This is a genomic window from Stenotrophomonas maltophilia group sp. RY12688 (assembly GCF_052149045.1).
GTDB lineage: Bacteria > Pseudomonadota > Gammaproteobacteria > Xanthomonadales > Xanthomonadaceae > Stenotrophomonas > Stenotrophomonas sepilia.
The window spans coordinates 1,197,415-1,217,025 of record NZ_CP197389.1; the positions used below are offsets into that span (position 1 = coordinate 1,197,415).

The 19,611-nt window shown below is 67.9% G+C and carries 20 protein-coding genes; 16 read left to right on the forward strand and 4 right to left on the reverse strand.

Annotated elements, in window-relative coordinates:
- Positions 1-123 precede the first annotated feature (123 nt).
- Positions 124-2,181, reverse strand: coding sequence for a putative bifunctional diguanylate cyclase/phosphodiesterase (locus ACS0OT_RS05570; protein ID WP_329846344.1), 2,058 nt, complete (start codon positions 2,179-2,181; stop codon positions 124-126).
- 150 nt (positions 2,182-2,331) lie between these two features.
- Between ACS0OT_RS05570 and radA the strand changes: the two genes are divergently transcribed.
- The 4 genes from radA to ACS0OT_RS05590 all read left to right on the forward strand — a co-directional run bounded on the left by radA (position 2,332) and on the right by ACS0OT_RS05590 (position 8,584).
- Positions 2,332-3,708 (forward strand): DNA repair protein RadA, encoded by a 1,377-nt coding sequence (gene radA, locus ACS0OT_RS05575; protein ID WP_005408586.1) that lies wholly within the window; start codon positions 2,332-2,334, stop codon positions 3,706-3,708.
- A gap of 112 nt (positions 3,709-3,820) precedes the next feature.
- Positions 3,821-5,677 (forward strand): ATP-binding protein, encoded by a 1,857-nt coding sequence (locus ACS0OT_RS05580; protein WP_164092670.1) that lies wholly within the window; start codon positions 3,821-3,823, stop codon positions 5,675-5,677.
- 49 nt (positions 5,678-5,726) lie between these two features.
- Positions 5,727-8,033 carry a tetratricopeptide repeat protein gene (locus tag ACS0OT_RS05585; protein WP_262089999.1) on the forward strand — a complete coding sequence of 769 codons (2,307 nt, stop codon included), beginning with the start codon at positions 5,727-5,729 and terminating at the stop codon, positions 8,031-8,033.
- Positions 8,034-8,125: 92 nt separating this feature from the next.
- Positions 8,126-8,584 carry a hypothetical protein gene (locus ACS0OT_RS05590; protein WP_065178088.1) on the forward strand — a complete coding sequence of 153 codons (459 nt, stop codon included), beginning with the start codon at positions 8,126-8,128 and terminating at the stop codon, positions 8,582-8,584.
- A gap of 41 nt (positions 8,585-8,625) precedes the next feature.
- Here the strand turns inward: ACS0OT_RS05590 and ACS0OT_RS05595 are convergent, their stop codons facing one another.
- Positions 8,626-9,420, reverse strand: a complete 795-nt coding sequence (locus ACS0OT_RS05595) for a cytochrome C assembly family protein (RefSeq protein ID WP_005415730.1) — start codon at positions 9,418-9,420, stop codon at positions 8,626-8,628.
- 122 nt (positions 9,421-9,542) lie between these two features.
- Between ACS0OT_RS05595 and ffh the strand changes: the two genes are divergently transcribed.
- The 10 genes from ffh to ACS0OT_RS05645 all read left to right on the forward strand — a co-directional run bounded on the left by ffh (position 9,543) and on the right by ACS0OT_RS05645 (position 16,615).
- Positions 9,543-10,919, forward strand: coding sequence for a signal recognition particle protein (gene ffh / locus ACS0OT_RS05600; protein WP_005408591.1), 1,377 nt, complete (start codon positions 9,543-9,545; stop codon positions 10,917-10,919).
- A 148-nt stretch (positions 10,920-11,067) separates the two neighbouring features.
- On the forward strand, positions 11,068-12,144 hold the full coding sequence (locus ACS0OT_RS05605) for an NAD(P)H-dependent flavin oxidoreductase (RefSeq protein WP_061479149.1): 1,077 nt from the start codon (positions 11,068-11,070) through the stop codon (positions 12,142-12,144).
- Complete coding sequence (locus tag ACS0OT_RS05610; protein WP_139726835.1) at positions 12,141-12,953, forward strand: aminotransferase class IV family protein; 813 nt, start codon at positions 12,141-12,143, stop codon at positions 12,951-12,953. The genes ACS0OT_RS05605 and ACS0OT_RS05610 overlap by 4 nt, the downstream gene beginning before the upstream one ends.
- 99 nt (positions 12,954-13,052) lie before the next feature.
- Positions 13,053-13,313, forward strand: coding sequence for a 30S ribosomal protein S16 (gene rpsP, locus ACS0OT_RS05615; RefSeq protein WP_005415733.1), 261 nt, complete (start codon positions 13,053-13,055; stop codon positions 13,311-13,313).
- A gap of 44 nt (positions 13,314-13,357) precedes the next feature.
- The gene (rimM, locus tag ACS0OT_RS05620; protein ID WP_442256076.1) at positions 13,358-13,870 is read left to right on the forward strand and encodes a ribosome maturation factor RimM; all 513 of its coding nucleotides are present in this window, start codon (positions 13,358-13,360) and stop codon (positions 13,868-13,870) included.
- Between the two features lie 8 nt (positions 13,871-13,878).
- Positions 13,879-14,637: a tRNA (guanosine(37)-N1)-methyltransferase TrmD gene (gene trmD / locus ACS0OT_RS05625; RefSeq protein ID WP_005415735.1), complete on the forward strand. Its 759-nt coding sequence runs from the start codon at positions 13,879-13,881 to the stop codon at positions 14,635-14,637.
- A gap of 154 nt (positions 14,638-14,791) precedes the next feature.
- Entirely contained in the window at positions 14,792-15,193 is a 402-nt protein-coding gene (gene rplS, locus ACS0OT_RS05630) for a 50S ribosomal protein L19 (protein WP_005415736.1), read from the forward strand.
- 82 nt (positions 15,194-15,275) lie between these two features.
- Complete coding sequence (locus ACS0OT_RS05635; RefSeq protein WP_139726836.1) at positions 15,276-15,656, forward strand: DUF6404 family protein; 381 nt, start codon at positions 15,276-15,278, stop codon at positions 15,654-15,656.
- A 78-nt stretch (positions 15,657-15,734) separates the two neighbouring features.
- Positions 15,735-16,169 carry a DUF1801 domain-containing protein gene (locus tag ACS0OT_RS05640; RefSeq protein WP_005415738.1) on the forward strand — a complete coding sequence of 145 codons (435 nt, stop codon included), beginning with the start codon at positions 15,735-15,737 and terminating at the stop codon, positions 16,167-16,169.
- Between the two features lie 38 nt (positions 16,170-16,207).
- The gene (locus ACS0OT_RS05645) at positions 16,208-16,615 is read left to right on the forward strand and encodes a DUF1801 domain-containing protein (protein ID WP_065178085.1); all 408 of its coding nucleotides are present in this window, start codon (positions 16,208-16,210) and stop codon (positions 16,613-16,615) included.
- A 174-nt stretch (positions 16,616-16,789) separates the two neighbouring features.
- On the opposite strand, the gene ACS0OT_RS05650 is transcribed toward ACS0OT_RS05645, so the two are convergent.
- Complete coding sequence (locus ACS0OT_RS05650) at positions 16,790-18,250, reverse strand: MATE family efflux transporter (RefSeq protein WP_139726837.1); 1,461 nt, start codon at positions 18,248-18,250, stop codon at positions 16,790-16,792.
- A 62-nt stretch (positions 18,251-18,312) separates the two neighbouring features.
- On the opposite strand from ACS0OT_RS05650, the gene ACS0OT_RS05655 reads away from it, so the two are divergent.
- Together ACS0OT_RS05655 and ACS0OT_RS05660 are read left to right on the forward strand one after the other, a co-directional pair.
- On the forward strand, positions 18,313-18,552 hold the full coding sequence (locus tag ACS0OT_RS05655; RefSeq protein WP_005415741.1) for a hypothetical protein: 240 nt from the start codon (positions 18,313-18,315) through the stop codon (positions 18,550-18,552).
- Between the two features lie 9 nt (positions 18,553-18,561).
- Positions 18,562-18,969: an RNA-binding S4 domain-containing protein gene (locus ACS0OT_RS05660; protein WP_005415742.1), complete on the forward strand. Its 408-nt coding sequence runs from the start codon at positions 18,562-18,564 to the stop codon at positions 18,967-18,969.
- A 38-nt stretch (positions 18,970-19,007) separates the two neighbouring features.
- Here ACS0OT_RS05660 and ACS0OT_RS05665 read toward each other — a convergent pair whose 3' ends face one another.
- Positions 19,008-19,610: a DUF937 domain-containing protein gene (locus ACS0OT_RS05665; RefSeq protein ID WP_065178082.1), complete on the reverse strand. Its 603-nt coding sequence runs from the start codon at positions 19,608-19,610 to the stop codon at positions 19,008-19,010.
- Between the last annotated feature and the right edge of the window lies 1 nt (position 19,611).

Genomic DNA, 19,611 nt, shown 5'->3' on the forward strand with positions numbered 1-19,611 from the left:
TCGGGCGGCCTTTCTGGTTTTCCGTTGTCCGGTAGTGCCGGCCGCTGGCCGGCAATTGCGGGACGCCGGCCAGCGGCCGGCTCTACCCGTGGTTCCACCCCGTGCGTGGAGGAGACGCTCGCCTCACCCCACCCGGCGCAGGAACTCTTCGGCCTCCATCGGCCGGCCCAGATGGTAGCCCTGCAGTTGGTCGCAGCCGAGCTCGCTCAGGTACTCGCGCTGCGCCTGGGTCTCCACGCCCTCGGCCACCACCTGCAGCTGCAGGGTGCGGCCCAGCGCGATGATCGACGAGACAATGGCGGCGTCCTCGTCATTGCGTTCCAGGTCGTGCACGAACGCACGGTCGATCTTCAGTTCGGTGGCTGGCATCCGCTTGAGGTAGAGCAGGCTGGAATAGCCGGTACCGAAATCATCGATGGCGATGTGCACGCCCATTGCGGTCAGGTCGCTGAGGATCGCCAAGCTGGCATCGACGTCCTTCATCGCCGTGGTTTCGGTGATCTCCAGGGTCAGCCGTGCCGGTTCGATCCGGTGCCGCTCCAGCACCTCGCGCACGCTGTCCAGCAGTGCCGGCGAGGCAAACTGCAACGGCGAGAGATTCACTGCCATGGTCCATTCCGCATGCCCGGCATCGTGCCATGCCCGCAGTTGCGCGCAGGCCCGGTCCAGTACCCAGTCCCCGATCGGCAGGATAAGGCCGCTGCGTTCGGCGATCGGAATGAAGACATCCGGTGCCAGCAGCCCCAACTCCGGGTGCTGCCAGCGCAGCAGCGCCTCGGCCCCGGTGGCCGGTGCGCCCGCGGCCGGAAATTTGGGCTGGTAATGCAGGATCAGTTCGTTGCGGGCGATGGCCTTGCGCAGGTCCTGCAGCAGGCGCAGCTGGCGATTGGCACTGAGCTGCATCGAGGGGGTGAAGAAGGTATAGCCGTTCCGCCCGGTCTCCTTGGTGTGGTACATCGCCGCATCGGCGTGCGCCATCAGCTCGCGCTCGTTGCTGGCGTCATCCGGATACAGGGCGATGCCCAGGCTGGCGCTGACCTGCAGTTCGGCCGCATCCAGCGTGAACGGCTCACCGGCGGCGGCAATGATGCGCTCGGCCACCACTACCGCATCGTCGGGAATATCGATGGCCAGCACGATCACGAACTCGTCGCCGCCGAGGCGGGCGAACGTGTCCTGCGGGCGCAGCAGGCCGCCGATGCGCTGCGCCACCGCCACCAGCAGGCGGTCGCCAAGCTGGTGGCCATAGGCATCATTGACCGCCTTGAAACCATCCAGGTCGCAGAACATCACCGCCACCGCATGATTGCGGCGCCGCGCCTTCTCGATGGCCTGCTCGATGCGGTCCTGCAGCAGCATGCGGTTGGGCAGCTGGGTCAAGGGATCATGCAGTGCCGCCTGGATCAGCTTGTCGTTGGCGTGCGCCAGCGAATCGGCCAGCAGCCCGGTGCGCACGCGCATCTGCCGGTCGAACAGCGAGGCCACGAGGGCGATGCCCAGCGTGGCCACGGTGGTGACGATCACCAGCACGGCCAGCCAGCGCGTGTCGATGCCGCCACTGCCGACGGCGCCACAGATGCTGCCTTCGGGGAAGCGCGCCGCCGCCATGCCGGTGTAATGCATGCCGACGATGGCCAGGCCCATCACCAGCGATGCGAGCACGCGCAGGAGCAGGGTGTGGCGCTGCTCGGCGCGCAGGCGGAAGGCGATCCACAGTGCGGCGCCAGCGGCACCGATGGCGACCGCGATGGAGGCGGCAAACCAGCCCGGGTGGTAGTCGATGCCGGGCTGCATCCGCATCGCAGCCATGCCCAGGTAGTGCATGGCTGCGATGCCCAGGCCCATCAGCACGGCCCCGGCCAACAGCCGGCGCCACGGCAAGGTGGGGCGCGACACCAGCCACAGCGCATAGGCGGAGGCGCCGATCGAGACCGCCAGCGAGTACAGGGTGATGCCGAGGTCGTAGCCCAGCGGAATCGGCAGGTCGAAGGCAAGCATGCCGATGAAGTGCATCGACCAGATGCCCAGGCCCATCGCCGCCGCACCCCCCGCCAGCCACCAGCGGGCCACGCGGCCCTCGGCGGTGGCCAGGCGCCCGGCCATGTCCAGCGCCGTGTACGAAGCAAGAATGGCCACCAGCAGGGAGATGATGACCAGGCTCTGACTGTAACTGCCAGTCATGTTGAATCCAGTGGGGGAGGAAGGGGGCGCCCGCAAGGCGCACGCCCGCGACCCCTATCGGCGCGGGTGGGCAGGACTTGAGCGGTCGCAGCAGCTGCGACCGGGCTCGGCTATCCTGCCACGCCTGTTCCCGTTGCTGGAAATCATCCGATGGCCAAAGCCCGCACCGCCTACGTCTGCAATGAATGCGGCGCCGAATTCAGCAAATGGCAGGGCCAGTGCACGGAGTGCAACGCCTGGAACTCGCTGTCTGAAATCGTGCTGGAGAGCGCGGCGGCGGCCAAGGCACCGGCGTCGCGGCGGGCGGGCTGGGCCGGCAAGATCGATCCGCCGAAGATCACCGCGCTGAAGGACGTGGAGCAGACCGAGCATCGCCGGGTCTCCACTGGCATCGGCGAGTTCGACCGCGTGCTGGGTGGTGGCCTGGTCGAAGGCGCGGTGGTGCTGGTGGGCGGCGACCCGGGTATCGGCAAGTCGACGCTGCTGCTGCAGGCGGTGGCGAAGATGGCGGCCGAACTGCCGGTGCTGTACGTCACCGGTGAAGAGTCGCTGGCCCAGGTGGCGGGCCGCGCGCACCGCCTGGAGCTGCCACTGGACGGGGTCAACGCGCTGGCCGAGACCGGGGTCGAGTCGATCCTGCAGCATGCCTCCAGGGCTGGGCCGCGGCTGATCGTGGCCGATTCGGTGCAGACCCTGTGGACCGAGAGCCTGACCGCTGCGCCGGGTTCGGTCAGCCAGGTGCGCGAGAGTGCGGCGCGGCTGGTGCGGTTCGCCAAGGAGACCGGCACTGCCGTGTTCCTGGTCGGCCACGTGACCAAGGAGGGTGGCATCGCCGGCCCGCGCGTGCTGGAACACATGGTCGACGCGGTGCTGTACTTCGAGGGCGAGAGCGGCAGCCGCTTCCGCCTGTTGCGCGCGTTCAAGAACCGCTTCGGTGCGGTCAACGAACTGGGTGTGTTCGCGATGGGCGACAAGGGCCTGAAGGAGGTCTCCAACCCTTCGGCGATCTTCCTCTCCGGCGGCAGCACCCACCAGCCGGGCAGCTGCGTGATGGTCACCCGCGAGGGCACACGGCCGCTGCTGGTGGAGGTACAGGCGCTGGTCGATGCATCGCCGCTGTCGAACCCGCGCCGTGTCGCGGTCGGCCTGGAGCAGAACCGCCTGGCGATGCTGCTGGCGGTGCTGCATCGCCATGGCGGCGTACTGGTCGGCGACCAGGACGTGTTCGTCAATGTGGTCGGTGGCATCCGCGTGCAGGAGACTGCCGCCGATCTGCCGGTGCTGCTGGCGGTGTTGTCGTCGCTGCAGGATCGGCCGCTGGCGGAGAAGACCATCGCCTTCGGTGAAGTGGGCCTGTCCGGCGAGATCCGCCCGGTGCCCAATGGCGAAGACCGCCTGCGCGAGGCCGCCACCCATGGTTTCAAGCGCGCCATCGTGCCCAAGGCCAATGCGCCCAAGGGCGGTTCGGTGAAAGGCATGGAGGTGATCGCGGTGGAACGCCTGTCCGAGGCCATCGACGCGGCGTGAGGCCGGCTCTACAAACGTCAATCACGGCAACGGTCAGCTTCCTTGTGCTAGTTTTTCCCGCTCGACGAAGACGCCCTCTGGCGTCTTTCCGTGCCCAGGAGTAAACGATTACATGCAGGACACCGCACTCACCGCCCCCAACGCCGAGATCCGTCGTGCCGGGGTCGATCTCAATGGACTGATGACGGTGCTGGGCAAGCACCTGTATTCCACCCCGGTGGTGGCGCTGCGTGAGCTGGTACAGAACGCGCATGACTCGATCATCCGCCGCCGCATCGAGCAGCCCGGTGTTGACGTGCCTTCGCGCATTTCGGTGCAGGTTGATGCCGGTGCCGGCGTGCTGCGCATCACCGATACTGGGGCCGGCCTGACCCGCCAGGAGATCCACGATTACCTGGCCACCGTCGGCGTCGGCTACACCCGTGGCCTGCGCCAGGGCGGTGAGGACGATGAAGGGCTGATCGGCATGTTCGGCCTCGGCTTCCTGTCGGCCTTCGTGCTGGCGCGCCGGGTCAGTGTGCGCACCACCTCGTACCAGGCGCCGGATCTGGGCCATCTGTACGTGTCCAGCAACGCCGAGCAATACACCGTCAGCGAAGTGCCTGCACGCGCGGTCGGCACCGAGGTGGAGCTGGAGCTGCATCCGGACTTCCTGCCGCTGGCCAACGAGGCGCGCCTGCATGAGGTGCTGGGCCGCTACTGCGCGTTGCTGTCCGAGCCGATCTTCATCGGTGCTGCGGGCGAGGCGCTCAATCCCGAGCCGCCGCCGTGGCGCGGCCAGGGGGAGGTCGCCGTGCATCCGGTGCAGGCGCGTCGGCAGGCGCTGCAGTTCGCCGCGCGGTTCGAGCACGATTTCGAACCGATCGTCACCGTGCCGCTGCGCGCCGATGGCAACAGCGATGCCACTGGCCTGCTGTGGGTGCAGGATGGCGCCACCTATGGCACCAGCGACAACCGCAACCTGTCGGTGTTCGTGCGTGGGATGCTGCTGGATGACGACGCGCGCGACCTGTTGCCGCCGTGGGCTGGATTCATCGGCGGAGTGATCGAATCCTCGCGGTTGACGCCCACCGCCAGCCGCGAAGACCTGCAGCGCGATGACCAGTACCGCGCGGTGCAGCATGCACTGCTGGAGGCGCTGATCGACGGCCTGGCCGACGTTGCGAAGCAGCAACCGGAAGCCTGGCGGCGCGTGCTGACCCGCCACAACGAGGCCCTGCTGGGTGCGGCACTGTGCGATGAGCGCCTGTTCGAACTGCTGATGGAGCATGTGCGGGTACCGACCTCGCAGGGCGACCTGCCGGCCAGTGCGCTGCCGGCGCGCGGTGCCGTGCATGTCATCCTCGACAACGGCGGCGGCTTTGAAGAGATGCTGTTCCGCGCGATGGGCGTACCGGTCGCGCATGGCCATCGCTACGCGGTGGTGCCGTTCCTGCGGCGCTGGGCCCAGGCCAAGGGCCTGCGCCTGGTCGAGCTCGGCACCGAGCAGGGCAACCGCGCACTGTTCCGCAGTGATGACAGCCTCGACGAGGCGCAGCTGGCGTGGCTGCGCGAACAGCTGGGCGACGGCGAGCAGCTGCTGCCCGCACGTTTCAGCCCGGAGGCGCTGCCGGTGGTGGTGGTGCCCGACCGCGAGGCCGAGCTGAAGCAGCGGCTGGAAGACGACGAGAACGACAAGCGCGTCTCGATGGCCGCGCTGCGCCTGGCGCGCCAGTTCACCGCGCGCATCGAATCACGCGCACCCTCGCGGCTCTACCTCAACCTCGACAACCCGGCGGTGCAGGCACTGCTGCGCGCCCAGCGCGAGGGCCACCCACAGGCCGAGGCTGCGGCGCGCCTGCTGCGCTCGCTGAAAGTCATCGTCGCCGCGCAGGGCCGCCCGCTGGCACGCGCGACCGCTACGCCGGGCCCGGATCTCAATGGTGCCTTCACCGATATCGCCGGTGCCCTGCAGCAGATGCTGCGCTGAGCACCGCACCCTCTCATCCAGCCTTCGCTAGACAGGAGCAATTATCCCCATGGACATCTGGAACTGGGTCGAAAAGCTGCAGGGTGACCTGCGCCAGGCCGGCCAGGCGCAGAACGCGCACCTGCTGAACCGTCTCGCCGACGAGGTCAGTGAACTGCAGATCGACCGCGTCGATGCGCTGCTGCCCGAAGCACGCGCCCTGGGCAAGGCACTGGACAACCCGTGGGTTGACGTCTATGTCGGCCACTGGGCGCTGCGCAACCGCGTCGGCAACCGCGTGGAAGGCGAGAGCGCACTCGGCGAAGCCGTAGCGCTGTTCGAGCGCGCGCACCGCGAGGACACCCTGGAATGCCCGCAGTCGATCTGCGTGACCCAGGACCTGGCCGCCTGCTATGGCAACATCGACGGCCCGGGCTGGGTGCCCGAGCGCATCGAGGTCTGCGACGAAACCCTTGGCCGCATCGATCCGAGCTGGGCCTGTTTCCAGTGCCTGAGCTGCGAGAAGGCCGATGCGCTGCTCGATGATGGCCGTGGCCAGGCGGCGCTGGATTACCTGCAGGTGCAGGCCGATGCCGTGGAAGCCTGTGGCAAGGAAGTGTTCGACAGCTTCCCGGAGATGCAGATCAAGATCCTGCTGGGCATGGGCCGTGCCGATGAGGCACTGGCGCTGATCGAAAAACGGGAGGCCGAAGTTGCCGCGTCCGGAGAGTACGAGCCGGCCAACTGCACGGTGCCGCGTCGCTTGTCCAAGGCCTGGGCGCTGGCCCAGCTGGGCCGCGACGAAGAGGCGCTGCAGCAGCTGGTGCCGTGGAGCGAGCTGACCCCGAACTACTGGCGGCTGTGGGCAAACACCGCCGCAGCCCTGTGCCAGCGTGATCCCGCGCGAAATACGTGGGATCTGGGCACGCGCTTCAACACCATCATCGAGCACTTCGCACGGGTCGGTTCGCACCGCCTGCTGATCGAAGTCGCGGCGTTGAGCCTGGAACTCGCCCTGCAGCGTGGCGCGCGCTGGGTCGCACTGCGGCAGCTGGAACTGGCCCGCACCCATCTGGCGCAGCTGCGCCAGGATCGGGGTGCTGCGGCGCTGGTGGCCGGCCTGGCCGCGCGCATCGAGGCATTGCCGGACGTCGCGCCGCTGCCGGTGCCGGCGGGCGAGCTGCTGGCATGGCTGGACGCGCAGGGCGAACAGAACCAGTCGCGCGATCCCGAGCGCGAAGCGCAGTGGTTGCTGCAGGCGCATGCCGAGCTGCCCGATGACGAGGCGCTTGCCGAGATGGCTGCCTCCGCGCTGAATGCCTGCGGCGCGCAGGCCGAGGCGCGGTCGCTGCTGTGGCGGTTCGTACGCGGCCATGTGCAGCACGATGGCCCCGCGGCCTACACGCTGATGCGCTGGCTGGCCGAACAGGGCGACGACGACGGACTGCACCAGCTGGCCGATCTCTATCGCGGCAGCGTGCCCGTGTTCGCGCACTGGTGCGAGGTGCAGCGTGCACGCCGCGTGTCCGACTGGCCGGCGCTGGAGCAGGCGGCCCGATCGCTTCTGGAGCTGTCTCCGGGCTCGCACGGCGCGCGCGGCACGCTGGCGCGCATGTACATGGAAACCGGCCGTTTCAGCGAGGCCCAGGCCTGTTATGCACAGCTGGTGGAGCTGCTGGACGAGCCCAATGCCGCGCATTGGGACCACATGAGCGCAGCCAGCGCCGCGCGCGACTGGGACGCCGTGCGCCGCTCGGCGGCGGCGCTTGGCATGGAATTGTCCAGCCAGGATGGCGTGGTCGAGGAGCCGTGGGGCTGGGTGATCATCCGCAGCGAAGAAAACGGCGAGCCGATGGAGTACTACGCCCGTCGCAGCGGTCCGGTGACCGCGCGCATCGTCGAGAACGCGCCGTCCAACCGCGCCCAGCAGGTGGGCGACTGGGTGGTGTTCGATGCCGCGCTGGTGCATCCGGCACCAGAGGAGGAGGAAGCACGCGAGCATTTCATCCCGACCTATGCGCAGGTGCATGTGCTGGAGCGCGGCGGCTTCGCCCGCAGCTGGATGATCGATGGCGCGCACCCGGGCGAAGATGCCTGGAATGCCTTCGTCGAGGCGGCCGAAGCACAGGGCTGGAAGGTGTGGTCACACAGCCGGCCGGACTACACCGTCACCGACCCCGATGTGGAAGAGGGTACGCTGCCCGGCCTGCTGTTCACCGTGGCCCAGCCGCAGGACCACGCACCGCTGGCACTGCACCGCTTCCTGCAGCAGCACACCGCGACGTGGCCGCATCCGCATTGCTGGCTGCGCCTGGCTGAAGCCTGTGACCAGGATCGCCAGCCGCATCTGGACGTGATCGAGCGTTACGGGTTGTAGGCCGGATATCGGGTAGTGCCGGCCGCTGGCCGGCAGCACCGGGAGATCCTGTATTGCCGGCCAGCGGCCGGCACTACCTCAGGGAAAAATACATGCGAAAGACAGGGATGTTGATGATCGCCGGGCTGCTGCTGGCCCCTGCCGTGCAGGCGTCACCCGCCTGCCAGGAACCAGAGGCGGTGGCCCGCGCCTTCTACGAGGCAACGACGGGCGATGGTGATCTGCTGGAGCCACCCCCGGCGCTGGTCAGCCCTGCCTTCGGCAAGGCACTGCGTGGAGAGCGCGCCTGCCAGCAGCGCGAAGAGGGCATCTGCACCATCGATTCGGATCCGTGGCTGGATGCGCAGGACGGTGACATCGAAACCCCGGTGCGCTACAGCTGGAAGGAGGCTTCGGTCTCCGCCGGCCAGGTCGAGATGCGCTATTCGGTGTGGAAGAAGGCCTACCTGACCCGCCTGCCGATGGTGCGCCACGGGCAGGGATGCTGGCAGGTTGATGACATCGTCACCAACAGTGGTCGTTCGGTGCGGAAGATCCTGGCCCAGCCTTGACGGTAGCGCCGGTGGGTGCCGACCGTTGGTCGGCACACCGCCTATCGCGAATGCCCGAACACCAGTTCGATCACGAACTGGCTGCCGAAGAAGGCCAGCAGCAGCAACAGCATCGCCGCCAGCGTCCAGTGCACCGCCTTCATGCCGCGCCAGCCGTAGCGCCGGCGGCCGATCAGCAGCACGCCGAACACGATCCACGACAGCACGCTCAGCACGGTCTTGTGCACCAGCTTCTGCGCCAGCAGGTCGTCGACGAACAGCACCCCGGTGACCAGGGTCAGGGTCAGCAGCGCGAAGCCGACGGTGATCACCCGGAATAGCAGTGATTCCAGGTCGGCCAGCGGCGGCAGCGCGCGCAGCCAAGGCCGGAACTCGCGGCGGCGCAGGGCGCGTTCCTGCAGCCACAGCATGATCGCCAGCAGCGCGGCGATGCTCAGCGTGGCGTAGGCCAGGAGGGCCAGCCAGGCGTGGCTGGCCAGGCGCCAGCCCAGCACCTTGCTCGGTTCGTGGCCGTAACCGTGGTAGGCCAGCAGCAGCACGGCGGCCAGCGGGAACACCACCACGCCCAACGCCGACATCCGCCCGCGCGCGCCGACCAGCGAAGTCAGCCAGGCCATGCCCAGGCCGACCAGCGACAGTGCGGCGAAGAAGTGCATGTCCGGCCCGCCGTTGGTGCGCATCGCCACCATCACGTGGTAGCCGCCGTGCAGCAGCATGGCGGGCAGGGCCGGCCACAGCCAGATGGGGGAGCCGGTCGTCTCATCGCGGCCAAGCGCGCGCACCAGCAGGGCACTGGCAGCCAGGTAGAGCAGGACGGCGATGAGAACGATTGTCATCGTTGCAGTTTCGCATACCCCCGTGATGCTGGCGACGGCCCCGTGGCCGCAGTCCGGGGAGACAGCCAGACCCGTTATACTGTCTGCCTTATTGTCCCCCGCTTTCAGACAGGTTGCGCCGCATGTTCGAGTCCCTGACCCAGCGCCTTTCCGGCACCATCGAGCGCCTGCGTGGCCGCGGCCGCCTGACCGAGGAGAACATCCGCGAGGCAACCCGCGAAGTGCGCATCGCGCTGCTCGAGGCCGACGTTGCGCTGCCGGTGGTGCAGGCGCTGATCGAGCGCATCAAGGTGCGCGCGGTCGGCCAGGAAGTGCTGAAGTCGCTGACCCCGGGCCAGGCGCTGATCAAGGTCGTGCGCGACGAGCTGACTGCGGTGATGGGCGCTGAAGCCAGCGACCTGAACCTCAATGTGCCCGCTCCGGCCATCATCCTGATGGCGGGCCTGCAGGGCGCCGGCAAGACCACCACCGTGGGCAAGCTGGCCAAGCACCTGAAGGAAAAGCGCAAGAAGAAGGTGATGGTGGTCTCGGCCGACGTCTACCGTCCGGCCGCGATCGAGCAGCTGAAAACCCTGGCCGAGCAGGTGGGCGTGCTGTTCTTCCCGTCCAGTGCCGACCAGAAGCCGGAAGCCATCGTCCGCGCAGCCATCGACGATGCACGCAAGTCGTTCGTCGACGTGCTGCTGGTCGATACCGCCGGCCGCCTGGCCATCGACGAAGCGATGATGGCCGAGATCAAGGCCCTGCACGCTGCGGTGAATCCGGCCGAAACGCTGTTCGTGGTCGACGCCATGACCGGCCAGGACGCGGCCAACACCGCCAAGGCCTTCGGCGATGCCCTGCCGCTGACCGGCGTGGTACTGACCAAGACCGACGGTGACGCCCGCGGCGGCGCCGCGCTGAGCGTGCGCTACATCACCGGCAAGCCGATCAAGTTCGTCGGTGTCAGTGAAAAGCCGGAAGGCCTGGACGTGTTCCACCCGGACCGTATCGCCAGCCGCATCCTCGACATGGGGGACGTGCTGTCGCTGGTCGAGCAGGTCGAGCAGCAGGTCGACAAGGACAAGGCCGCCAAGCTGGCCGAGAAGGTCGCCAAGGGCAAGAAATTCGACCTGAACGACATGCGTGACCAGCTCGAGCAGATGCAGAACATGGGCGGCATCGGCGGCCTGATGGACAAGCTGCCGGGCCTGGGCAACATCCCCGACCATCTGAAGCAGCAGGTCAGCCAGGGCAAGGAAGTGCCGCGCATGATCGCCATCATCAGCTCGATGACCAAGAAGGAACGGCGCAATCCGAACCTGCTCAACGGCTCGCGCCGCGCGCGCATCGCCAAGGGCTCGGGCGTGACGCCGGCCGACGTCAACAAGCTGATGAAGCAGTACATGCAGATGGAAAAGATGATGAGCAAGATGGCCGGCGGTGGCATGAAGGGCATGTTGCGCAGCATGAAGGGGATGATGGGCGCCATGGGCGGCCGCGGCATGCCGTTCCGTTGATGACGGCCCCGTCCGCAATCTGATGTAGCGCCCGGGCCCACGCTCGGGCGGCGGCGCACAAGCGCCGCAGCAGGCCGTCGGGCAGCAGGCTCGACTCTTCCCCTGTCCTGCGCGCACCATGGGGGCCTGTCCGAAACGATGGGCCGTCATGCAGAGTTCCGCTGTAGCTTCCCGCGCCGAGGCGTTCTGCCGGCGCTTTGGCGTTTCCGTTCCGATCCTGCTGGCACCGATGGCCGGTGCCTGCCCGGTACCGTTGTCGGCTGCGCTGGCCAACGCCGGCAGCATGGGCGCAATGGGCGCGGTGTTGTCCTCTTCGGCCGATATCGGTCGCTGGATGGATGACTTCCGCGCAGCCTCCAGCGGTCCGGCGCAGGTGAACCTGTGGATGCCGGACCCTGTACCTGCCCGTGACGTTGCCGCCGAGGCCGCCAGCCGCGCCTTCCTCGCGCAATGGGGCCCGGAGGTGCCGGCCAGCGCCGCCGACGCCACGCCGGCCGACTTCGAAGAACAGTTCGCCGCACTGCTGGCGGCGCGTCCTGCGGTGGCCTCGACCATCATGGGCGTGCTGTTGCCGCGCCACGTGCAGCAGTTGAAGGACGCCGGCATCGCCTGGATCGCCTGTGCCACCACCTTGTCCGAAGCGCGCGCGGCACAGGACGCCGGCGCCGACGCGGTGGTGGCGCAGGGCGCGGAGGCCGGCGGCCATCGTGGTTCCTTTGATCCGGCGATGGCCGAGCGCCAGCTGGTGGGACTGTTTGCGCTGCTGCCGCGCCTGGCCGATCAGCTGCAGATTCCGGTGATTGCCGCCGGCGGCATCGCCGATGGCCGTGGCATCGCTGCCGCACTCACCTTGGGCGCCAGTGCGGTGCAGATCGGCACCGCCTTCCTGCGCACGCCGGAAGCGGCGATCGCTTCGGCGTGGGCCGATGGGCTGGCCGCCAGCGAACCGGAAGATACCTGGCCGACCCGCGCCTTCAGTGGTCGCCTGGGCCGTGGCCTGGCGACGCCCTATGTGCGCGCCGCTGCTGCAGAAGGCGCCCCCGCGCCGCGTCCATACCCGGTGCAGCGCGGCCTGACCGCCCCGATGCGCAGGCAGGCGGCACAGGAAAATCGTCTGGCGGCGATGCAGGCCTGGGCCGGGCAGTCGGCGTGGATGGCGCCGGCGCAGCCGGCCGCCGACGTGCTGCGCGGCATGTGGGAACAGGCGCAGGCACTGCTGCCATGATGGTGAGCTGCAACGGCCGGGCGGCGCAGGTGGAGGATCTCCTGCCGGCGCTGGTGAATTACGGCCACTTCACCTCGCTGCAGGTGCGTGGTGGTGCAGTGCAGGGGCTGGACCTGCATCTGGCGCGGCTGTCACAGGCTACGCGCGAACTGTTCGGCAGCGAACTGGACACGGTGCAGGTGCAGGCGTGGATGGCGCAGGCATTGCAGCAGTCAGGGCAGGCCGATGCCTCGTTGCGGGTGACGGTGTACTCGCGCCGCTTCGATTTCCGCAATCCGCTGGCGGCGGTGCCGGTGGACGTGCTGGTGGCGGTGTCAGCGCCGGTGACGCTGACCGTCGCCAAGCGAGTGCGCAGCGTGGCCTGGCAGCGTGAACTGCCGCAGATCAAACATGTGGGCACCTTCGGCCTGTTCGCCGAGCGCCGCGCGGCGATGGCGGAAGGATTCGACGATGTGCTGTTCGTGACCGTCGATGGCGAAATGAGTGAAGGCAGCACCTGGAACCTGGCCGTGCACGATGGTGAACGGCTGCTCTGGCCGCAGGCGCCGGCCCTGCGCGGGACCGCCGAGGCGCTGCTGAAGCAGCATTGGCCGCGGGCGCAGGCCACGCAGCCATTGCGGCTGGCGGATATGGCTGGCGTGAAAGCCGCTTTTGCCTGCAACGCCAGTGGTCTGTGGGCGCTGGAGGCCATTGACGGGCATGTCCTGCCCGGCTCGCAGGCACTGGCTGAACAGGGCAGGGCGGCGCTGGCGGCGGTGGCTTGGGACAAATTGGGGTCAGATCCCTTTTGCGCCGCAAAAGGGATCTGACCCCGGGAGTTCATCCCCGGGGTTGGCTCGGCCGGGCTCTGCCGCTATAATCGCCCGCTTACCTCGCCATCCTGGCGACTGGGCAATAGGAAAAACACCATGGTCAAGATTCGACTGACCCGCGGCGGCGCCAAGAAGCGTCCGTTCTACCACATCATCGTCACCGACGTGCGCAGCGCGCGCGACGGCCGCAACATCGAGCGCGTTGGCTTCTACAACCCGGTCGCCCAGGGCGCCGAGAAGCGCATCGAGCTGGACCTGGCCCGCGTTGACCATTGGGTCAAGAACGGCGCCCAGCCGACCGACAAGGTCCGCAACCTGATCAAGGAAGCGACCAAGTCCCAGGCCGCTGCGGCCTGATCCTGACGGGCCACGCTTCGGCGTGGCCCTCTTGGTTGAAGCAGATGAAAGATATCGAGCGCCGCATCCTGCTGGGCAGGGTTGTCGGCGCTTTTGGTGTGCGCGGCGAGATCAAGCTCGAGTCCTGGACCGAGCCACGTTCCGCCATTTTTCGTTACCAGCCGTGGATCGTGCGCAGCCCATCCGGCGTGGAAACCACGGTTGAAGGTGTGCGCGGCCGCGACAGCGGCAAGCACCTGGTGGCCCGTTTCCCCGGGGTCGAGGATCGCGATGTGGTCGAAGCGATGCGCGGCACCGAGATCTACGTGGCCCGCAGTGCCTTGCCGCCGCCGAAGCCCGATGAGTATTACTGGGTGGACCTGGAAGGCCTGGATGTGAAGACCGCCGAGGGCGTCGCCCTGGGCCAGGTCTCGCACCTGTTCAGCACCGGCGCCAATGACGTGGTTGTGGTCCGGGGTGACCGCGAGCGGATGATTCCGTTCGTGCAGCCGGACTTCGTCAAATCGGTCGATTTCGAGGCCAACCTGATCGTGGTCGACTGGGATCCCGAGTTCTGAGTGTGAGCATGCGTTTCGACGTCATCACCCTGTTTCCCGAGTTCCTCGCCCAGTCCGCTGGACTGGGCGTGGTCGGGCGCGCGCAGGAGAAGGGATTGTTCAGCCTGCATGGCTGGAACCCCCGTGATTACGCCGAAGGCAACTACCGCCGGGTGGACGACCGTCCGTTCGGTGGTGGCCCGGGCATGGTGATGCTGATCGAGCCGCTGCAGGCCTGCCTGCAGGCGATCCGAGAGGCCGATCCCACCCCGGCGCGGGTGATCTACCTCAGTCCGCAGGGCGCGCCGTTGACCCAGGCCAAGGTGCGGGAACTGGCGGCGCTGCCGCGCATGGTCCTGCTCTGTGGCCGCTACGAGGGCATCGACGAGCGTTTCCTGGAGGCCAATGTCGACGAGGAAATCTCCCTCGGCGACTACGTGCTGTCCGGGGGCGAGCTGGGCGCGGCGGTGATCATCGACGCCGTGGCCCGCCTGCAGGACGGTGCCCTGAACGATGCGGAGTCGGCGGCGCAGGACAGCTTCGAGGGCGACCTCGGTCTGCTCGACTGTCCGCATTACAGCCAGCCGGCCCAGCACCCGCTGGGGGACGTGCCGGAGGTGCTGCGCTCGGGCAACCACGCGGCCATCGCCGCCTGGCGCCGCCAGCAGTCGCTGCTCCGGACCGCCCAGCGGCGCCCGGACCTGCTGGATGAACAGGCACTGGGCAAGGCCGACCGCAAACTGCTGGAGCAGGGCCGCCAGGCCCGGAACCAGAAGGCCAGCCCCTAGCGCAGGGCTGGCTTTATCGGCTATCATGCCTAATTCCCGCCAGCCCCGGTTGGCGCGCGCAGTACCCAAAACAAACGTGCAGCACAGTCCGGTGACTGCATGAGCCCACGTTGTCGATACGACACGCCCACCCGAACAAGAATCGGTGTAACCCATGAGCAAGCTGAACAAGTCCATCGTCGCGGAATTCGAATCCGCCCAGATCACCCGCGAACTGCCGAAGTTCAGCCAGGGCGACACCGTTGTCGTCAACGTGAAGGTGAAGGAAGGCAGCCGCGAGCGCGTGCAGGCCTACGAAGGCGTCGTCATCGCCACCAAGAACGCCGGCCTGAACTCCTCGTTCACCGTGCGCAAGATCTCGCACGGCTACGGCGTCGAGCGCGTTTTCCAGACCCACAGCGCCATCATCGACTCGGTCGAAGTGAAGCGTCGTGGTAAGGTCCGCGCCGGCAAGCTGTACTACCTGCGCGGCCTGGAAGGCAAGGCTGCCCGCATCAAGGAAGACCTGGCTGCCGCTGCTGCCGCCAAGGCTGCCCGTCTGGCCGACAAGGCCTGATAAACAACTTCGGTTGTTGCCGCGACGGCCACCTTCGGGTGGCCGTTTGCGTTTCCGGCATCGCATCGGCCACGATCAGCTGATGAGCGACATCAACCCGCGCTATCCCGCCGTGATCCAGTCGGCACTGCGCTTTCTCGACGGCAAGGGGCTGGTGCGCGTGCAGTCGGCGCCGCTGCTGCACCGCCTGCTATGGCGCCTGGGCATTGCCCTGCCGCCACCGATCCTGGCCGGCTTCGGCACCAATGCGCTGGTGCAGGGCCTGCTGTTCGGGCTGTTCTGGACCGCGCTGATGTGGCTGATGCTGTGGCAGGGCAGCGAGCGCCCGCTGGCGCTGTTGCTGGTGGCCGGCCTGTCGGCTGGCGTGCTGTTCGGTATCGTGATGGCAGCGCTGATGCGCTCGCTGCGCCGCCACCGCAAGCTGCCGGACTGGCGCCGGTTCCGCGCACGGCAGGCGGGCTGAGCCGATGGCGCACTGCGCCGTGACCACCGGGCGGGCCCGCGCTAGGCTGCAGCTTCATCCCGATGGACATAGCGTGCGATGCCTGCCAAGCGAACCGCACCTTCCACTGCGCCCACGCTGCTGTCCGGTGGCAACCCTCAGATCGCCAAGGGCGAGGGCGATGCGCCGGTGCAGGCATACATCGCCGCCATGCCGGACTGGAAACGTCCGATCGGCGCGCGACTGGATGCATTGATCGAGCAGGCCGTACCTGGGGTGCACAAGGCAGTGAAGTGGAACTCGCCGATGTATGCGGTTGCGCCGGGCGAAGGGTGGTTTCTCAGCTTCCATTGCTTCACCCGCTACATCAAGGTGGCGTTCTTCCGCGGCGCGGCACTGGCGCCAGTGCCGCCCGAGCCGTCCAGGAGCGCCGATACGCGTTACCTGCACATCCCGCAGGACGGCCTGCTGGATGAGGCACAGTTCCTCGACTGGGTGCGCCAGGCCGCCGCGTTGCCCGGCGAGCGCATGTAACCCCGACCTTCTCATTCCTTTCCCGACGAGAGCTCCTGATGGCCACGCATGCCCCCAACCCGGCCGATGCCGGAACACCGGCCACCGAGTTGATCGATGCACGCATCGCCGAGTTGGCAGACTGGCGCGGTGAAACACTGGCACGCGTGCGTGCGTTGATCCATGAAGCGCTGCCCGACGTGCAGGAAACCTGGAAATGGCGGGGTACACCGGTGTGGGAGCACAACGGCATCCTGTGCACCGGCGAGACCTACAAGCAGGCAGTGAAGCTGACCTTCGCCAACGGTGCGGCGCTGGCCGATCCAAAGGGGCTGTTCAACGCAAGCCTGGACGGCAACACGCGGCGTGCGATCGACATCCATGAAGGCGCGATGCCGGATGCCGCTGCGTTCAAGGCGCTGCTGCGCGCGGCGGCGACGCTCAACGCGGCGAAGAAGAAGCGGTAGAGCCGGCCGCTGGCCGGCTGCTTTGCGATGCTTGCGGAGGGGTTTGAAGTTGCCGGCCAGCGGCCGGCACTACCGTGGTAATCCCCGGCGGCGAAGAAGCGGTAGAGCCGGCCGCTGGCCGGCTGTTTTGCGATGCTTGCGGAGTGGGGGGAAGTTGCCGGCCAGCGGCCGGCACTACCGCAGCGGTGCGGCATCCGGGTCGGCCACCGGCGAGGGTGGGCAGGCGGGAATCTCAGAGGGCGTGGCCAGTTCTTCGGCATGCGAGGGCTTGCCCATCATCTTCGCCTTGCGCCAGCCGCCCCAGCGGTAATACGCCAGCGACAGCAGCATCGACACCAGCGAGCTGACCGGGAAGCTCAACCAGATCGCATCGGCGCCCCAGTACGGCTGCAGCAGTTCGGCGAACGGCACGCGCACGCCCCACAGCGAGCCAGCCAGGATCAGCAGCGGCGGAATCACCGCGCCGGTGGAGCGCACTACGCCGGAGATCACGAAGCTGACGCCGAAGAACAGGAACGAGCCGATCACTACGTGGTTGAGGTGGCGCGCGATCTCCAGCGCTTGGCTGGCCGGTGGCAGGAACAGCGCCAGCAGCTGGCGATCGAACACCACCAGCGGCAGGATCAACGCGCCGGTCAGCAGGAAGTTGAACAGCACGCCCTGGCGTGCGGTGCCGCGCACGCGGTCCCAGCGCTGCGCACCCACGTTCTGTGCGGCCATCGAAGAGCATGCTGCACCGATCGCCATCGCTGGCATCTGCAGGTAGTTCCACAGTTGCAGGGCAGCGCCGTAGCCCGCGCCGGTGTCGGTCCCGTACTGGTTGACCATGGTCATCAGCAGGATCACCGACAGCGAGATCAGCACCATCTGCAGGCCCATCGGCACGCCCTTGACCACCAGAGCCTTGAGGATGGTCATGTCGAGCTTGAACAGGCGCATGTCGGCGCGGCCCAGCCACAGGGTGTGGCGCTTGTGCCGCATGTACAGCAGCAGGCCGGCCAGCGACAGCGTCTGCGCGACCAGCGTGGCCCACGCCGAGCCGGCGATACCCAGCGCGGGAAACGGCCCCATGCCGAAGATCAGTACCGGGTTCAGCACGATGTCCAGCGCCACTGACACCATCAGGAAGCGGAACGGCGTGCGCGAGTCACCGGCACCGCGCAGCGCGGCGGTGAGGAAGGCGAACGCGTACAGCGTCGGCATCGCCAGGAAGATGATCTGCAGGTAGGCCTCGGCCAATGGCAGCGAAGCGGCCGGCGTGCCCATCGCCGCCAGCAACGGATGGGCCATGAACCAGCCGGCGAGGGCGATGATCACCGACAGGCCGATGAAGAAGGTGGCGCTGGTGCCGACCACGCGCCGCGCCTGCACGAGGTCGCGCGCGCCGATCGCCTGGCCGATCAGGATGGTGGAGGCCATGCCGAAACCGAACACCGAGCCGATCAGGAAGAACATGATGTTGTTGGCGTTCGCGGTGGCGGTCAGCGCCGCCTCGCCGAGGAAGCGCCCGACCCAGACCGCGTTCACCGAGCCGTTCAGCGACTGCGCGATGTTGCCTGCCAGGATCGGCAGGGAGAACAACAGGAGATTGCGCCCGATCGGGCCGGAGGTCAGGTCAAGCGGTGCCTTGGCCATGGAGTGGTGATCGAATCCCGGGAGGCGCACACTAGCACCACGCCGGTTTGCGGGATGTGGCAATGCATCAACGACTGCAGGTGGAGCGGAGGCTGGCGCTGGCCTTGATCAGCGTCGGATTGGCCGCATGTTCGATGGACGACCGGCTGGGTGATACCCAGATCCGGCCAACCGACCGTCCCGAGTGTCTGGTCGGCAGCCAGCGCCAGGACCTGGCCTCCGGGGTGCGGCCATTGATCGGCGGCACCGGCTGCCGGGCCGACCCGGACAACCCGCGTCCCCTCAACAAGCCACTGGAGTAGCCTGCCCCCATGCCCGAGCTTTCCCCGCTGTCACCCAGTGTCCGCCTGGACATCTGGTTGTGGGCGGCCCGTTTCTTCAAGACCCGCAGCCTGGCCAAGCAGGCGATCGAGACCGGCAAGGTCAGCGTTGCCGGGCAGCGTCCGAAATCCTCACGCGCGGTGCGCGTGGGCGAGCAGCTTCAGGTCGACCGTGGTGAAGAGCATTTCGAGGTCCAGGTGCTCGGCCTGAGCGATCAGCGCGGGCCCGCAGCGACGGCGCAGCAGCTGTATGCCGAGAGCGAGGCCTCCAAGGCGCGTCGTGCCGAACAGCGTGCGCTGCGCATCGCCGCGCGCGATGGGTTCCAGCCGCCGGAGCACAAGCCGGACAAGCGCGCGCGCCGGTTGATCCGCGCGCTGGGCGATATTGACGCGCTGTAAATGATGCGGCGCCGGACCGGGTCCGGCGCCCGCAGGCGTCAGCGCTTGCCGCCGAGCAGGCTGCCGCCGATCTTCAGCAGATCGCCCACGCCGAGCTGGCCGTCACCGTCCTGGTCCAGCAGGCTGCCGAGCAGGCCACCGGCAAGACCACCCTGTTGCTGCACGTGCTGCTTTTCCTGGCCAAGCGCCTGGCTGAGCGAGCCGGCATCGGCCTGGCCGCCACCGAGACGCTGGGCGAGGAAGGCCATCACGATCGGTGCGAGGATCTGCAGCAACTGGCTGGTGCGGCCGCTGTCCAGCTGGGTAGCCTGCGCCAGCCCGCTTTCGACCTTCTGCTGGCTGCCGCCGAAGATGTGGCCGAGGATGCCGGCGCCATCGCTGGCGGCACCACCGCCACCGCCGCCCAGTACCGAGCCAAGCACGCTGCCCAGGTCCAGGCCGCTGTGGTTGTTCTGCAGTGCGCCGAGCAGCGCCTGTGCGCCCTGTGGCTGCGAGGCGTTGTTGCCCAGCGCGCCCATCAGCACCGGCAGTGCGGCGCTGATCGCACCGGAAGCCTGGGTATCGCTGATACCGAGCTGCTGGGAGACCTGCTGCAGCGGCGCGCCCTGCAGTTTGGCGAGAAGTTCATCGGTCAGGCTCATC

What these genes read in the sequence shown, in the direction of transcription:
- ACS0OT_RS05570 (WP_329846344.1), bottom strand. Translation starts at nt 2,181, where the DNA reads ATGACTGGCAGTTACAGTCAGAGCCTGGTCATCATCTCCCTGCTGGTG.
- radA (WP_005408586.1), top strand. Translation starts at nt 2,332, where the DNA reads ATGGCCAAAGCCCGCACCGCCTACGTCTGCAATGAATGCGGCGCCGAA.
- ACS0OT_RS05580 (WP_164092670.1), top strand. Translation starts at nt 3,821, where the DNA reads ATGCAGGACACCGCACTCACCGCCCCCAACGCCGAGATCCGTCGTGCC.
- ACS0OT_RS05585 (WP_262089999.1), top strand. Translation starts at nt 5,727, where the DNA reads ATGGACATCTGGAACTGGGTCGAAAAGCTGCAGGGTGACCTGCGCCAG.
- ACS0OT_RS05590 (WP_065178088.1), top strand. Translation starts at nt 8,126, where the DNA reads ATGCGAAAGACAGGGATGTTGATGATCGCCGGGCTGCTGCTGGCCCCT.
- ACS0OT_RS05595 (WP_005415730.1), bottom strand. Translation starts at nt 9,420, where the DNA reads ATGACAATCGTTCTCATCGCCGTCCTGCTCTACCTGGCTGCCAGTGCC.
- ffh (WP_005408591.1), top strand. Translation starts at nt 9,543, where the DNA reads ATGTTCGAGTCCCTGACCCAGCGCCTTTCCGGCACCATCGAGCGCCTG.
- ACS0OT_RS05605 (WP_061479149.1), top strand. Translation starts at nt 11,068, where the DNA reads ATGCAGAGTTCCGCTGTAGCTTCCCGCGCCGAGGCGTTCTGCCGGCGC.
- ACS0OT_RS05610 (WP_139726835.1), top strand. Translation starts at nt 12,141, where the DNA reads ATGATGGTGAGCTGCAACGGCCGGGCGGCGCAGGTGGAGGATCTCCTG.
- rpsP (WP_005415733.1), top strand. Translation starts at nt 13,053, where the DNA reads ATGGTCAAGATTCGACTGACCCGCGGCGGCGCCAAGAAGCGTCCGTTC.
- rimM (WP_442256076.1), top strand. Translation starts at nt 13,358, where the DNA reads ATGAAAGATATCGAGCGCCGCATCCTGCTGGGCAGGGTTGTCGGCGCT.
- trmD (WP_005415735.1), top strand. Translation starts at nt 13,879, where the DNA reads ATGCGTTTCGACGTCATCACCCTGTTTCCCGAGTTCCTCGCCCAGTCC.
- rplS (WP_005415736.1), top strand. Translation starts at nt 14,792, where the DNA reads ATGAGCAAGCTGAACAAGTCCATCGTCGCGGAATTCGAATCCGCCCAG.
- ACS0OT_RS05635 (WP_139726836.1), top strand. Translation starts at nt 15,276, where the DNA reads ATGAGCGACATCAACCCGCGCTATCCCGCCGTGATCCAGTCGGCACTG.
- ACS0OT_RS05640 (WP_005415738.1), top strand. Translation starts at nt 15,735, where the DNA reads ATGCCTGCCAAGCGAACCGCACCTTCCACTGCGCCCACGCTGCTGTCC.
- ACS0OT_RS05645 (WP_065178085.1), top strand. Translation starts at nt 16,208, where the DNA reads ATGGCCACGCATGCCCCCAACCCGGCCGATGCCGGAACACCGGCCACC.
- ACS0OT_RS05650 (WP_139726837.1), bottom strand. Translation starts at nt 18,250, where the DNA reads ATGGCCAAGGCACCGCTTGACCTGACCTCCGGCCCGATCGGGCGCAAT.
- ACS0OT_RS05655 (WP_005415741.1), top strand. Translation starts at nt 18,313, where the DNA reads ATGCATCAACGACTGCAGGTGGAGCGGAGGCTGGCGCTGGCCTTGATC.
- ACS0OT_RS05660 (WP_005415742.1), top strand. Translation starts at nt 18,562, where the DNA reads ATGCCCGAGCTTTCCCCGCTGTCACCCAGTGTCCGCCTGGACATCTGG.
- ACS0OT_RS05665 (WP_065178082.1), bottom strand. Translation starts at nt 19,610, where the DNA reads ATGAGCCTGACCGATGAACTTCTCGCCAAACTGCAGGGCGCGCCGCTG.